Source organism: Arthrobacter sp. S2(2024) (assembly GCF_036662515.1).
Taxonomy (GTDB): domain Bacteria; phylum Actinomycetota; class Actinomycetes; order Actinomycetales; family Micrococcaceae; genus Arthrobacter.
Window position 1 is genome coordinate 525,780 of the sequence record NZ_JAYKZI010000001.1, and the last position, 13,943, is coordinate 539,722.

The following is a 13,943-nucleotide window of genomic DNA, read 5'->3' on the forward strand; positions in this document are numbered from 1 at the left end:
GGGCCCGTCCTTTCGATAGTCAGTACAACAATTGCTCAGGCGGCATTGCCTTCGCCCTGGAATTCAATGCCCACTTGGCGGCGGATTTCATCGGCAACATCCATCGTCCGGATGGAGGAGGCCAGGGGCCGTTGTTGGGTTTCCGTCTCACCCGCGGCGACGGCGCGGGCCACCGCTGCGGCTTCGAAGTGCAAGCCTTCCACATGCCCGCCCGCAGCCTCGTTGTGGCGAAGCCGCGTGCCGTCCGGGAAACGGAGCTCGAAACCGCCGGGCATATTGAAGGGGCCGTCGATGGTCAATGTGGCCTCGGAGCCAACGATCGTCGCCGCGGTGGGGGTGAAATTATGCAAGTGCGTATTCATCACGGCCTGGCCCCCGCCCGTGAATTGCATGATGGCGGAGAGTTGGCCGTTGACACCCGATTCGTGGGGCTCGCCGAAAGCGCTCAAGCGTTCCGGGGCGCCGAGGACTTCGGTGATGAGGGCCAGAGGGTAAGTGCCCAGGTCCAGCAATGGCCCACCAGCCAAAGCGGGATCGAAGATGCGGTGGCCGCGTTCAAAGTGCTCACCGTATTCCGCCAGGACCGTCGTTACGGTACCCAGCGTCCCGGCGTCGAGCACTTGCCGGATCACGTCGAACTTCGGAAGGAAGAAGCTCCACATAGCCTCGGCGGCGAAAACGCCGGCTGCCTTGGCCCGCGCGGCGATATCCCGTGCCTGCGCGGCATTCAAGCCGATCGGTTTCTCGACCAGGACGTGTTTGCCGGCGTCGATGGCCATCAAAGCAGCCGCATGGTGGAAGTTGTGCGGCGTGCACACATACACAATGTCTATGTCCGGAGCCGCGGCCAGCTCTTCGTAGCTTCCATAGGCGGCGGGCACGCCGAAAGCATCCGCGAACGCCTTGGAGCGGTTCAAGGAGCGGGAGCCGACGGCGGCTATCACTTGCGTTGAGTGGGCCTGCACCGACTCCGCGAAGCGTTCGGCAATCCACCCCGGACCCATGATCCCCCAGCGCAACGCCGGAGCGTCGCGCGAATCCGGCACCCTTGATACTGGAAGGCCGGACACACGAAGACCGGATGAAACCATCAGTAGATCACCTTTGTGTAGGCTCCGTCGCTGTGGAGCGAGCGGATCATCGCTTGTGCGAGCTGCGACGCGCGCAGGCCATCCTCACCCGTGGCGAGCGGCGCCGGCTCTCCCTTTTCGAGGGCGGAGATCCAGGCCTGAAGTTGCAGGCGGTACGCGTCGGCGAAACGTGGACGCCAGTCTGCGGGGATTTCGGAGCTGCGCTTCCCTTCCTGCCGGACATCGAGGGCGGCCGGTTCCGGGAGCGCGGCAGTGCCGAACTCCGAAACAACCTCGCACCGGGTGGTGTAACCGTACTGGGCGTTGAGGAAGAGTTCGAGCGTTGCCAGGGTGCCGTCGGCTGCGCGTAGGAGCATGAAGGCCGGGTCCCGTAGGTCACCCGTGCTGTACCGGGAGCTCCGCCCCGCTTGCCAGGACACCTCAGTGATGGGCGAATCCAACAGCCAGGGGATGATGTCCAGCTCGTGGATGGCCGAGTTGGTGATGGCGGATTCCGAGCTCGCGCCCGGTCCCGCGGATACGGTCCGGCTGGTGCAGTGGACCTGCAAAGGCTCGCCTTGCGTGCGTGCCCGGGTGGCTTCGCGCAAGGCGACATAGCCGGGATCGAAGCGCCTCATGAAGCCCATCGACAGCAGCCGGGCACCCGTTGCGGCCAAGAGGTCGGCTTCGGCTTCCACCACTTCGCGGCCTTCCAGGAGCGTGGGAGCCAACGGCTTTTCGCACAGCACCGGGGTCATCGCTTCGAAGCATTCCAGTACTAGTCCCGCATGAGTTGAGTCATGTGAAGCGACGACGACGGCGTCAACCTCGCTGGAGTTGATCAGCTCGGAGGGGTCGGTGGTGATGCGTGCGGATGGCGGCGCCGCAGCTGCCGCACGTCCGGCGTCGAGGTCTGCCACGGAGGTGACTTCGGCCCCGCTGATGGTGGTGGAGAGGTTCCTGATGTGGTCTGCGCCCATGACACCGGCGCCGATAACGCCAACCCGGATCGGCATGCTGTCTTCCCGTCTACTACTTCGTGCACATTCCCGCAGTGGCATGGCGAGCGGGGGCCCGTCCGGTTTTCCGGCGGACCCCCGTCTCCGTCCGCGCTGTCTCCCTGCGCGCTAAGCGTGCCGCGGGCTGCTTTCCCTTGAATTGTCAGCTGCGCCCGCGACGTCGGTCACTTCGGATACCCCGGCGACTTCGGCTTGGACTTCCTTGAGGGCCTGGGTGTGTCCGCCGAGTTGTTCGAGTTCGTGGGCGAGTTCGGCCAGTTCCGCGCCGCCGGCCATCTGGGCGGTGAGTTCGTCCAGGGTGATGTCCTTCTTGTCGTAGTAGCCGATGGACTTGCCGCGCTTGAGCAGCAGGAACCGGTCCCCGACCGGGAAGGCGTGGTGCGGGTTGTGCGTGATGAAAATGACGCCCAGGCCCCGGTCGCGGGCCTGCAGGATGTAGCGGAGCACGACGCCGGACTGCTTCACGCCCAGCGCGGCGGTGGGTTCGTCCAGGATCAGCACCTTCGCCCCGAAGTACACGGCCCTCGCGATCGCCACGCACTGGCGCTCCCCGCCGGAGAGCTGGCCGATGGGCTGTTCCACATCGCGCAGGTCGATCCCCATCGCGGCCAGTTCCTTGAGCGTGATGTCCTTCATCTTCTGGACATCCATGGACTTGAACGGGCCCCAGCCGGTGGTCAGTTCCGAGCCGAGGAAGAAGTTCCGCCAGATCGGCATCAACGGCACCACCGCCAGGTCCTGGTACACGGTGGCGATGCCGGCGTCCAGGGCGTCGCGGGGGGAGTTGAACTTCCGCTCCTCCCCCATGATCTTCAGCACCCCGGCGTCGTGCTGGTGCAGTCCGGCGATGATCTTGATCAGCGTGGACTTGCCCGCGCCGTTGTCCCCCAGCACGCAGGTGACGCGGCCGTTGTCCACGGCCATGGTCACGTCCCGCAGGGCGATGATGTTCCCGTAGTGCTTGCCCACCGCGTCCAGGGAGAGCAGGTGCACGGGGGTGTGGGTCAGCGGGTCCTTTTCATCCTTGAGCAGGGTCTGCTGGTCGATCTGTTTGGCATTCATTCTCTTGCGCCCCTTCTACTTGAGCTCTGCGCGGCGTTTGACGATGAGGTTCACGATGGTGGCCAGCAGCAGCATCAGGCCCAGGAAGAACTTGAACCAGTCCGGGTTCCACTGCGCGTACACGATGCCCTTGTTCGCCATGCCGAAGATGAACGCACCGATCGCCCCGCCCACCGCGGAACCGTAGCCGCCGGTGAGCAGGCAGCCGCCGATCACCGCGGCGATGATGTACAGGAACTCGTTGCCCACGCCCTCGCCGGACTGCACCGCGTCGAACGCGAAGAGGTTGTGCATGCCCAGGACCCAGCCGCAGAACCCGACCGCCATGAACAAGCCGATCTTCGTCTTCGTGACCGGGACGCCCACGGCGCGGGCAGCGTTCGCGTCACCGCCGGCGGCGAAGATCCAGTTGCCCACCTTCGTGCGCAGCAGCACCCAGGACGCGATCGCGACCAGGATGATCCAGATGAAAATCGTGATCTTCACATCCACGCCGCCGATGCTGACCGAAGACGCGAAGACAGCCCGGGCCGACGCGAAACCATCCATGGAGCCGATTGACGGCGAGGACACGCTGCCTCCGATGGCACGTGTCAGGGCGAGGTTGAGGCCCGTGAGCATGAGGAACGTCGCGAGCGTCACGATGAAGGACGGCAGCTTCGTCTTGACCAGAATGTAGCCATTAACGAATCCGATCCCGAGGGAGACCACGAGCGCGAGGGTCACCCCGACCCAGACGTTCATTGAGAAATACCAGCTGAACATCGACGCAGTAAGCGCCGACGAGATCACGGCCACACCGGCGGAAAGGTCGAACTCGCCACCGATCATCAGCAGCGACACCCCCACCGCCATGATCCCGATCGTCGAAGAACCATACAACACAGTCGCAAACGCATTCGGCTGCAGGAAGGTGCTGGAGACGAGGGAGAAGAAGATGAAGAGGACCACCGCTCCTACGAGGGCGCCCACTTCGGGGCGACCCAAGAGCTTTTGGAAGGGGCTGCGCCGCCCCATCCTCTCATCGCCACGTGGCCCCGGGGCTGAAGCCGGCGCCGGCGGCAGGGTAGTTGTGCTTGCCATGGGAATAACTCCTTGTTGGTCAGGCCGCGCGGCGGTCACCCGCCGCGCGGCCAGGTTCCTGGATCTAGCGGAGGCCCTGCTGGGCAAACTTGAGGACGTCCTGTGCGTTGGACTTGTCAACGATGGCAGGCCCGGTGAGCACCGGCTGGCCACCGCCGATCTTGAAGCCGCCGCGCTTGTTCTGCCAGATTGCGTCTACGGACATGTAGCCCTGGAGCCACGGCTGCTGGTCCACTGTGAAGAGAACCTTGCCGTCCACGATGTCCTGGGCCAGTTCGGCATTGAGGTCGAAGCTGGCAACCTTGGCCGAGCTGCCGGCGTCCGTGACGGACTTGAGGAGCGTGAGGGTGATCGGCGCGCCCAAGCCGATGATGACATCTGCATCCTTGGCTGCCTGGAGCTTCGCAGTAGCGGTGGACTGGACCGCAGTCATGTCCTTGCCATCGACGTAGAGGATTTCCGTTCCAGGCACTTTCGCCTTGACACCGGCACACCGTGCCTCAAGGCCAACGTGGCCTTGCTGCTGGATCACGCAGACCGGGTGCTTGAAGCCTTGCGATGCAAGCTTGGTTCCGACGGCCTCGCCAGCGAGCTTCTCGTTCGAGCCGAAGTGGGTGAACGCGCCGAGCTGTGCCGAGACGCCTTCGCCGGCGTTGAGGCTCACTACGGGGATACCGGCATCGGTTGCTTTCTTAAGGACGTCCTTGAGGGCATCCGGCGTGGCGAGCGTGACGGCTATACCGTCAACCTTTTGGTCGATAGCCTGCTGCACGAGCTGGGCCTGGCGGCCAGCTTCGGGGTCGCTTGTGTACAGGAGGTCAACATTGTCCTTCGCGGACGCTTCCTCAGCGCCCTTACGGACGATATCCCAGAATGTATCGCCTGCCGCCGCGTGGGTGATGAGGGCGACTTTCATACGCGGAGTGCTGACGGCTTGACCGCCGCCGGCGGCGTTACCGCTGTCAGCTGGCTTCCCGCCCGTGCTGGAACAAGCGCTTAGAGCCATCATCGGAACGACGGCCGCAACGAGTGCCGCCTTCCGCCAGGAAAACTTCTTCACGATTTATCTCCTTTGATTGGGGTTGTGGCCCTGCCACTCTGCAGGAGCTCAAAGCCCTCTACACAGATCATGGTGACTCGCCTCACAGATGTCAATACTTTGTCCTGACATTAGGATGTTTTTACGTGAGATGGTCACGTGATCTCCCGGGGAACACCGTTCAGATCGGGGCTACGGGGCGGGCCGAGACGTGGTGCTTCGCACAACCAGGACGGGATCAATCAGGGTGCGCTCGGGCTTGATAGCGGGGTCTTCGATCCTGGCGAGCAGCCTGTGCGCAGCATTAATGCCGACAACGTCGCTTCGGTTGTCGACGGAAGTAATGTCCAGATACCTCGACTTAGCCAGCGGGGAGTTGTCGTAGCCGATCACCGAAGTGTCTCCGGGCACGCGAAGACCCCGGGCCCTGAGGGCGGCAAAGGCGCCCACGGCCATGGTGTCGTTGGCCGCGAAGATCGCGGTCGTGTCCGGATGGTGGTCCAGCAGCCAGGAGGCGCCGGCGTAGCCATCTTCCTCCGAAGTACCTTGGGACTTGGCAATCAGGAGTTCGACGCCGGCTGCCTGGATCTGCCGCCGGAAACCGGCGCGCCGATGAGCTGATGCGCCGTCGGACCCTGAGAGATGGCCGATGCGGGTATGGCCCAGCTCCAGCAAGTGGCTCGCGGCCAGGCCGCCTCCGGCGTCGTCGTCGTTGGTAATGAGGTCGGCGCCGCTCGGCACCCCCATGCGCCATCCGGCCACCACCGTGGGTACCCATGTCCGCGCCAGCATAGGCTCGCTCGGTTCCGCCGCGATCACCAGGGCATCAATGTGCATGGCGAGGAGGCCGTCCGTGGCTTCTTTGATGCGGTGCTCGCCAGGCCGGGAGTCGGCCAGCATGACGTGGTATCCGCGATCGGAGAGGACGGATTCCATGCCCCTCAGCAGGTCCACGAACCAGAGGTTCCGGTAGTCGTCGATCACCAGGCCGATGCTCTTGGTCCGATTGCTCGCCAGGGTGGTCGCGGCCCGGCTGGGCCGGTAGCCCAACTCCGATATTGCGGCCTGGACGGCTTCGCGGCGCTTGTCACTGACCCTCGCCGGCGCTTGGAGGACCAAGGACACCAACGACGGCGAGACGCCGGCTAGCTTGGCAACGTCATAGATGGTGGGGCGGCGGGTTTTTGGACTGCTGGCACTCATGGTTCGGAAACCTTTCTCCTTTGCTGTCAAGGGTATTCGCAAGACATTGACAGGACATACTCACATGATTACGCTGTAAGTCCAGTGCTAAATTGTAGCGCTCCAAAATGCCCCGGTGTGCTCGACACCCAGGCTGAATTTCGAAGGAGAAATCAATGGCTGAGAGCCTAGGGGTCGCCGTCATCGGCGCAGGAATGGCCGGCAAGGCACACGCGGCGGCCTACCGCACAGCGTCTGCCCTTTATAGCCCCGTGCTTCCGACGGTGCGCCTCGTGTCGATCGGGGACGTGAACCCGGAGTTCGGGTCCCTCGCTGCCCGGCGTTTCGGCTACGAACGCAATGACACCTCATGGCAGGCGATCGCGGAAGCGGACGATATCGACGTCGTGAGTGTCGTCATCGCGAATTCCCTTCACCGCGAGGTGGTCGAGGGACTCCTGGCCGCAGGGAAGCACGTCCTCTGCGAGAAGCCGCTGAGCGACTCGATCGAGGACGCCCGGGCCATGGCGGACGCAGCCCGCAACGCTTCCAGCATCGCGCGCATCGGCTTCACGTTCCGCCGCACACCGGGCATCGCCTACATCCGCGACTTGATCCGCACCGGCGTCCTCGGCAAGGTGCTGCACTTCAGCGGCCGCTACTGGACCGACTACGGCTTCAGCCCTTCCGCTCCCATGAGCTGGCGCTACAAGGGGGGTCCCGGCTCCGGTGCGCTGGCCGACGTCGGAAGCCACCTGGCCTACGTCTCCGAGTTCCTGTGCGGCGACATCACGTCCATCAGCGGCGGTCGCCTGAGCACCGTCATCGACAAGCGCCCTGTGCCCCTTGGCGCCGTCATGGGCCACGACCACGCCGCTGTCAGCGACACCTTCGAGGCCGTAGAGAACGACGACTACGCTGCTTTCAACGCAGCATTCGAGAACGGCGCGGGCAGCTTCGAAGTGTCCCGCGTTGCAGCCGGCCACGCCAACAGCCTCAACTTCGAAGTGTTCTGCGAAAACGGTGCGGCGAAGTTCGACCAGCGCCGCCCCTCCGAAATCCAGCTCTTCCTCAACGATGGCTCCGGCAACGAGAACGGCTACCGCCAGGTCATCCTCGGCCCGGGCCACCCCTACATCGCCGGCGGCCTCGCCATGGACGCCCCCGAAGTGGGCTTCGGGCAGAACGACGCCTTCGGTTACCAGGCCCGGGCGTTCCTCGAGGAGGTCGCCGGACTTCCGGAATCCGAGTCACTCCCCCGCTGCGCCACGTTCGACGAAGGCGTCCGCAACATGGAACTGCTCGGCGCCGTCACCGAATCCGCACTCAACAACGGAAAGACCATCACGCTATGAAACTCGGCGTCTACAACGCAATCCTGCACGACAGGCCGCTTCCCGAGGCCTTGAAGGTCATCGCGGACCTGGGTCTGACGGGCATCGAGATCAACACCGGCGGCTTCCTCCCCGCGGTCCACGTCCCCACCTTCGACGACATTCTTGTCTCGGATGCCGCCCGCGACGACTACCTCGCGATCTTCGAGGGGACCGGCGTCGCGATCGCAGGACTGAACTGCAACGGCAACCCCTTGCACCCCAAACGCGAGATCGGCGAGAAGCATGCCGAGGACATCCGCCGCTCCATCCGGCTTGCAGAGCGCCTCGGCCAGAACCGGGTAGTGACCATGTCCGGTCTGCCCGGGGGCGAGCCGGGAGCCACCACGGTCAACTGGGTCGTCAACGCCTGGAACTCGGCAGCCTTGGACGTGCTGGACTACCAGTGGGACATCGCAGCGAAGTTCTGGCGCGAGACAGACCGCCTGGCCGCTGGGCATGGCGTCAAGGTAGCCCTCGAACTGCACCCGCAGAACATCGTGTTCAACTCCGCAGATGTCCACAAGCTCATCGAGCTCACGGGCGCCACCCACGTCGGCGTCGAACTGGATGCTTCGCACTTGTTCTGGCAGCAGATGGATCCGGTAGCCGTGGTCCGCGAACTCGGACCCCTGGTCTTCCAGGCAGCCGCGAAAGACGTGCGCATCAACACCGCGAACGCAGCCCTCTACGGGGTGCTCGACAACAGCTTCCGCCGGCTCTCCCCGGAGGAAAGCCGCACCAACCTCGGCGGCGACGAATGGGCCAACGAGTGGCCCAAGAACTCCGCGTGGGACTTCGTTGCCCTCGGCCGCGGGCACGACACCGCCTACTGGACCGAGTTCCTGCGTGCCCTCTATGAAGTGGACCCGAACATGCTGGTCAACATCGAGCACGAAGACACTTCCCTCGGCCGGATCGAAGGACTCGAAGTGGCAGCCAAGGTCCTGCGGGATGCCGACGCAGCGCTGGAAGCGTCGCTGAAGGTGACGGCGTAGGGGGTTCCTCGCTAGCCGGTTCACCGAACCACAGAGGAGGGCCTCATCCGAGATGGGGCCCTCTTGTGTTGGCCTGCAGGGCTCTCTATTCCCACCCTTGTTACACTGGATGATGAATCCATAAAATAGTCAAGCAAAGACTCGTGGTGTGGGCCAGGAAGGCAATCATGGAAGAGTTCGCGGATTTCCGGGCACCGCTATACGAGGTGAAGGCCAATCTGTTCAAGGGGCTGGCCCACCCGGTCAGAATCCGGGTATTGGAGCTGCTGTCGGCGGCGCCCGAAGTGTCAGTGACTGAGCTTCTGGCCGCAACGGGCCTGGAGGCCTCGCACCTGTCCCAGCATCTGTCGGTGCTGCGCCGATACCACCTCGTCAAGGGAGAGCGACGGGCCCTGCAGATGTTCTACACCCTGGCCTACCCACAAGTCGCGGAACTCCTCTCCGTCGCCAGACTGCTGCTCAACGACATTCTGCACACCACCCGGGCGCAGCTTGAGTCCTCGGAAGCGGCTGCATCCGCCTCAGCCGCAGCCAGCACCCGGTGAAGGCCCTGGTGGCGGTCCGGGCCTTGCTTCCCCGGCGGCAGGATTACGCGCTATTGCCGCGTACCTGGAAAGGAGACTTGGTTGCCGGGGTCACGGTCGGCATTGTCGCGCTGCCGCTGGCCCTGGCATTCGGTGTCAGCTCCGGCGCGGGTGCGGCCAGCGGATTGATCACCGCCGTGATCGCCGGGGTGATCGCGGCCGTCTTCGGTGGTTCCAACATCCAGGTCTCCGGACCCACCGGAGCCATGGTCGTGGTTCTGGGCCCGGTCATCGCCGCCCACGGGCTCGGGGCGCTGGCCGCGGTCTCGGTCCTTGCCGGGGTGATAGTGGTGGCCGCGGGGCTACTCAAACTCGGGCGGGTCGTGACGCTCCTGCCCTGGCCGGTGATCGAGGGCTTCACCGTCGGAATCGCGGTGATCATCTTCCTTCAGCAGGTCCCTGCCGCGTTCGGCACCAAGCCGGGCCCCAGCAGCAACGCCGTCATCTCTGCCGCCCAGGCCATCGGCACCGTGTCCCCTGCCTCGTTCCTTGCGCCGGTTGCCGTGGTGGCTCTGGTGGCGGTCATCATGATTGCGTCACCGCGGATCCACCCCCGGATCCCGGGCTCGCTCATCGCGATCATCATTGCCACTGTGACCGCACAGTTCCTCGACCTGCCTGTGACCCGGATCGGAGCCCTGCCCGATTCCCTGCCGGCCCCGATGATCCCCTCCCTGGACCTGGGGACGATCACCGCGCTGGCCGGGTCCGCGGCTACGATCGCAGCCCTGGCCGCGATCGAGTCGCTGCTCTCGGCACGGGTCGGGGCGTCGATCTCCGATACCGGCCCCTATGACGCGGACCGTGAGCTCCTGGGCCAGGGCCTCGCGTCCGTCGCGTCCGGATTCTTCGGCGGCATGCCGGCCACTGGTGCCATCGCCCGCACAGCGGTCAACATTCGTTCCGGGGGCCGGACACGCCTTGCCGCCATTACCCATGCGCTGGTCCTGCTTGCCGTGGTGTACCTGGCCACCGGCCCGGTTTCCCGCATCCCCCTTGCTGCCTTGGCCGGGGTCCTGATGGTCACCGCGACTCGCATGGTCTCCCTCAAGACGCTGCGCAGCGTGATCGGATCGACCCGCGCCGACACGGTCGTGTTCTTCGTCACCGCACTGATCACCGTTTCCTTCGACCTGATCGAGGCCGTGGAGATCGGGATCGCCGTCGCTGCATTCTTCGCCTTGCGTGCTTTGGTCCGGTCCAGCGGTGTGCACCGGGAAGAAATCCCCGGCCCGGTCCACGAAGGGGACGAGCACATCGCCGTGTTCCGGCTCGACGGGGCACTATTCTTCGCCGCTGCCGAGCGCGTCCTGGAGCGGGTCAGCGCCATCCGGAACGTCGACGTCGTGATCATCCGCATGTCGCAGCTGCAGATCCTGGACGCAACCGGTGCCAGAACCATCACAGACATCGTCCAGGCCCTGGAACGCCGCGGAATCACCGTGCTGATCAAAGGGATCCAGGAACGCCACCTTCGGCTCGTCACCCAGGTGGGGGTCCTGGACTCCCTTCGCCACCACAAACACCTCTTCACCGAACTGGGCCCAGCCGTCGAACACGCCCGAAGCCACGTCGCCCGCGCCGCCAGCGCACGCAACCCCGGCAAGACCCCGTAAACCGGTCCAGCCGCGGCCGCCCTTATTGGACCTTCGCGATGTATTTGCCCATGGTTTCCAGCTGGTAGCGGGACACCTCGTTGGCGTTGTCGTCCTCGGCGAAGACGCTGGACACCATGACGGTGTTGTCCTTGTCCAGGAAGCCGATTTCGTTGAGTCCGCCGAAGAACTCGTCCCAGTTGACGTCGCCGTCGCCGATCTTGAGGTGCTGGTGGACGCGCACGGCGTTTCCCGGCGGGTTGGTGATGTAGCGCAGCCCGTGGGAGGCGTGGTGGTCCATGGTGTCGGACACGTGGACCAAGCGCAGCTTGTCCCCCGCGGCCCGCATGATGTCGAGCGGCTTGTTGCCCATGTGAAACGTGTGGGAGGCAACGTAGACCATGCCGATGTTGGGCGAATTCACGCCACGGATGACACGCAGCGCGGCGAGTCCGTCCTCCACGAAGTCGTCCGGGTGCGGGTCGATGAGGACGTCCAGGCCTTCGCGCTCGATAATCGGCAGCAGCTCTTCCATGGAACGGTAGAAGGCCCTTTCGGACTCCTCCGCCTTTTCCGGGCGGCCGCTGAATTCGGTATTCATCGTCTGCACGCCAAGATCGACCGTGATCTGGATGGCGCGCTTCCAGTAACGGACAGCGGCCTCGCGGGCGTCTTCGTCCGGTCCGGACCAGCGCAGCACCGGGAGCACCGAGGCGATCTCGACGTCGGCGTCCTTGCAGGCTTTCTTCAGCTGGCCGACCAATTCGTCGTCGGCCTTCGGGTGGTTGAAGAACGGGATGAAGTCCGCGTGCGGGGTCAGCTGGAGGTATTTATACCCGAGATCGGCGGCCAGCCGCGGAAACTCCAGCAGGCCGTGGCTGTGGTGGAACGGGGTGGGATCGAGGGCAATCTTCATGGCCACTCCTACTTGTACAGCTCAGGCTTGGTGTTGAGCTGTACCGCGACCTTCTCGCCCGACTTCTGGGCCTCAACGCCGGCTTCGCAGCACGCAGCGGTGGCATAGCCGTCCCAGGCGGTGGGGCCGCCGATTTCGCCGCGGCGGGCGGCGTCAACCCAAGCCTGGACCTCGACGTCGTACGCGGCACCGAAGCGCTCTTCGAAGCCGGGCGTGACCTTGCCGCCCCAGCGGCCCGCGCTGCGGACGTAAGGACCGCCGTCGCCACCGATGCTCACGATGCCGTCCTCGAAGGAGGCCTGGGTGGCCACTTCGTAGCCGAACTTCGCGTTCACATAGATTTCGACGTCGGCCAGGACGCCGGACTCGGTCTCGATCAGGACGTGCTGGGGATCGTGCTGGCCGTTCGGGGCGTTGCGCGTCGCCTTGCCCAGGCGGACCTGCACGGAGGTGATTTCCTCACCGGTGAAGAAGCGGATGGCATCGAATTCGTGGACCACGGAGTCGTTGATGAGCATCTCGTTGGTGAAGCCCTGAGGAGTGTCCGGGTTGCGGTGCTGGTGGTGGAGCATGAGCAGCTCGCCGAGTTCACGATCGCGGATCACGGAACCCAAGGCGGCGTATTCGGCGTCGAAGCGGCGCATGAAGCCCACCTGGATGCGCTTGTGGCCGGTTGCCGTTTCGGCCTGGACAACCTTCCACGCGCTCTCGGCATCCGGGGTGAGCGGCTTCTCGCAGAGGATCGGGAAGTCCTTCTCCAGTGCCTTGTACAGGATTTCCTCGTGCAGGAAACCGGGCGTCGCGATCAGCACGGCGTTGACGTCGCCGTTGTTGAGGGCATCATCGGCGCTGGCGAGGGCGACGGCGCCGTCGATCCCTGCGATGGCGGCCTGCGCACGGGCGAGGTCGACGTCGACGACGGCGGCCACCTCGGCGCCGTGGATGCGGGTGCTGAGCCGCTTGATGTGGTCGGCGCCCATGCGGCCTGCGCCGATGACGGCCACGCGGAGAATGTCAGTCATTGTTTCTGTCCTTGGTTGTTTGTGCTTGAGAGGCAGCGTTAGTTGACAACCGTGCGGGAGCCGCACGAGAGCAGGTAGTTTCGGGTGCGCTTGGCGATGGGCATCGGGACGTCGAAGGCCACGGGGTACATGTCCTGTTCCACAATGCCAAAGATCGGGCGGTTAAGTCCTTCAACGGCTTCGATGACGGCGCGAAGATCCGGCAGTCCGTTCGGCGGTTCGGTCATGACGCCGGCCAGGTTTGCTGCCGCCCAGGTCATGTTTTCCTCATTGACCTTCTTCAGGACATCCGGGTTGATCTGCTTCAGGTGCAAGTAGCCGATGCGGTCCGGGTAATTCTTGATCAGTTCCAGGCTGGAGGCTCCGCAGTATTCCGCGTGCCCGGTGTCTAGGCACAGGTTCAGGTACTGGGGATCGGTCTCGGCGAGCAGGTGCTCGATATCCGACTGGGCGCCGACGTGGGAATCTGCGTGGGAGTGGAATTGCTGCTTGAGGCCGAAGTCTTCCAGCAACACCTTGCCCATGCGGTTGTGGCCGGCGAACAGATCGTTCCACTGATCCTGGGACAGCTCCCCGCTCTCCACGGCCTCGCCGGTGACGTCGTCGCGCCACATCGCCGGAATGACCACGATGTGTTCGCCGCCCATGGCTGCAGTCAGCTCAGCCACCTTGCGTGCCGGCTCCCAGGCTTCCTCGTACTGTGCGGCACCGCGATGGAAGGCCGTAAAGACCGTTCCCGCCGTGACCTTGAGGTCACGCTGCTTGAGCTCCTCGGCGAGGCGGGCAGGGTCGTTCGGCAAGTATCCGTAGGGGCCCAGCTCGATCCACTTGTAGCCTGACTCAGCCACTTCGTCCAGGAAGCGTTCCCACGGGGTCTGCTTGGGGTCATCCGCGAACCAGACGCCCCAGGAGTCCGGGGCCGTGCCGATGATGAGTTTGTTCTCTGTCATTGCTCAATCCTTAACGTTGATTGCTCCCCACCGGGGGCCGCAGCCCAACT

At 64.5% G+C, this 13,943-nt stretch carries 13 protein-coding genes; 4 read left to right on the forward strand and 9 right to left on the reverse strand.

What is annotated here, in order from left to right; all coding sequences use genetic code 11:
- Positions 1-35 precede the first annotated feature (35 nt).
- From VLA65_RS02375 to VLA65_RS02400, 6 genes are all read right to left on the reverse strand, one after another.
- Positions 36-1,091 carry a Gfo/Idh/MocA family protein gene (locus VLA65_RS02375; RefSeq protein ID WP_332601689.1) on the reverse strand — a complete coding sequence of 352 codons (1,056 nt, stop codon included), beginning with the start codon at positions 1,089-1,091 and terminating at the stop codon, positions 36-38.
- Positions 1,091-2,086 carry a Gfo/Idh/MocA family oxidoreductase gene (locus tag VLA65_RS02380; protein ID WP_332601690.1) on the reverse strand — a complete coding sequence of 332 codons (996 nt, stop codon included), beginning with the start codon at positions 2,084-2,086 and terminating at the stop codon, positions 1,091-1,093. Before VLA65_RS02380 ends, VLA65_RS02375 begins: the two co-directional genes overlap by 1 nt.
- 111 nt (positions 2,087-2,197) lie before the next feature.
- The gene (locus VLA65_RS02385; RefSeq protein ID WP_332601691.1) at positions 2,198-3,151 is read right to left on the reverse strand and encodes an ATP-binding cassette domain-containing protein; all 954 of its coding nucleotides are present in this window, start codon (positions 3,149-3,151) and stop codon (positions 2,198-2,200) included.
- 15 nt (positions 3,152-3,166) lie between these two features.
- Positions 3,167-4,234, reverse strand: a complete 1,068-nt coding sequence (locus VLA65_RS02390) for an ABC transporter permease (RefSeq protein ID WP_332601692.1) — start codon at positions 4,232-4,234, stop codon at positions 3,167-3,169.
- A 64-nt stretch (positions 4,235-4,298) separates the two neighbouring features.
- Positions 4,299-5,294 carry a substrate-binding domain-containing protein gene (locus VLA65_RS02395; RefSeq protein WP_332601693.1) on the reverse strand — a complete coding sequence of 332 codons (996 nt, stop codon included), beginning with the start codon at positions 5,292-5,294 and terminating at the stop codon, positions 4,299-4,301.
- Between the two features lie 171 nt (positions 5,295-5,465).
- On the reverse strand, positions 5,466-6,476 hold the full coding sequence (locus tag VLA65_RS02400; RefSeq protein WP_332601694.1) for a LacI family DNA-binding transcriptional regulator: 1,011 nt from the start codon (positions 6,474-6,476) through the stop codon (positions 5,466-5,468).
- A 155-nt stretch (positions 6,477-6,631) separates the two neighbouring features.
- On the opposite strand from VLA65_RS02400, the gene VLA65_RS02405 reads away from it, so the two are divergent.
- The 4 genes from VLA65_RS02405 to VLA65_RS02420 all read left to right on the forward strand — a co-directional run bounded on the left by VLA65_RS02405 (position 6,632) and on the right by VLA65_RS02420 (position 11,026).
- Positions 6,632-7,810 (forward strand): Gfo/Idh/MocA family protein, encoded by a 1,179-nt coding sequence (locus tag VLA65_RS02405; protein WP_332601695.1) that lies wholly within the window; start codon positions 6,632-6,634, stop codon positions 7,808-7,810.
- Positions 7,807-8,826, forward strand: coding sequence for a sugar phosphate isomerase/epimerase family protein (locus VLA65_RS02410; RefSeq protein ID WP_059388170.1), 1,020 nt, complete (start codon positions 7,807-7,809; stop codon positions 8,824-8,826). Before VLA65_RS02405 ends, VLA65_RS02410 begins: the two co-directional genes overlap by 4 nt.
- Positions 8,827-8,993: 167 nt before the next feature.
- Entirely contained in the window at positions 8,994-9,371 is a 378-nt protein-coding gene (locus VLA65_RS02415; RefSeq protein ID WP_059388171.1) for an ArsR/SmtB family transcription factor, read from the forward strand.
- Complete coding sequence (locus tag VLA65_RS02420) at positions 9,368-11,026, forward strand: SulP family inorganic anion transporter (RefSeq protein ID WP_306962940.1); 1,659 nt, start codon at positions 9,368-9,370, stop codon at positions 11,024-11,026. Before VLA65_RS02415 ends, VLA65_RS02420 begins: the two co-directional genes overlap by 4 nt.
- Positions 11,027-11,048: 22 nt before the next feature.
- Here the strand turns inward: VLA65_RS02420 and VLA65_RS02425 are convergent, their stop codons facing one another.
- From VLA65_RS02425 to VLA65_RS02435, 3 genes are read right to left on the reverse strand one after another with little or no spacing between them, the layout of a single operon-like run.
- Positions 11,049-11,921, reverse strand: a complete 873-nt coding sequence (locus VLA65_RS02425) for a sugar phosphate isomerase/epimerase family protein (protein ID WP_306962942.1) — start codon at positions 11,919-11,921, stop codon at positions 11,049-11,051.
- A gap of 8 nt (positions 11,922-11,929) precedes the next feature.
- Positions 11,930-12,943: a Gfo/Idh/MocA family protein gene (locus VLA65_RS02430; RefSeq protein WP_284989650.1), complete on the reverse strand. Its 1,014-nt coding sequence runs from the start codon at positions 12,941-12,943 to the stop codon at positions 11,930-11,932.
- Positions 12,944-12,981: 38 nt separating this feature from the next.
- Positions 12,982-13,893 carry a sugar phosphate isomerase/epimerase family protein gene (locus VLA65_RS02435; protein ID WP_284989649.1) on the reverse strand — a complete coding sequence of 304 codons (912 nt, stop codon included), beginning with the start codon at positions 13,891-13,893 and terminating at the stop codon, positions 12,982-12,984.
- Positions 13,894-13,943: the final 50 nt, after the last annotated feature.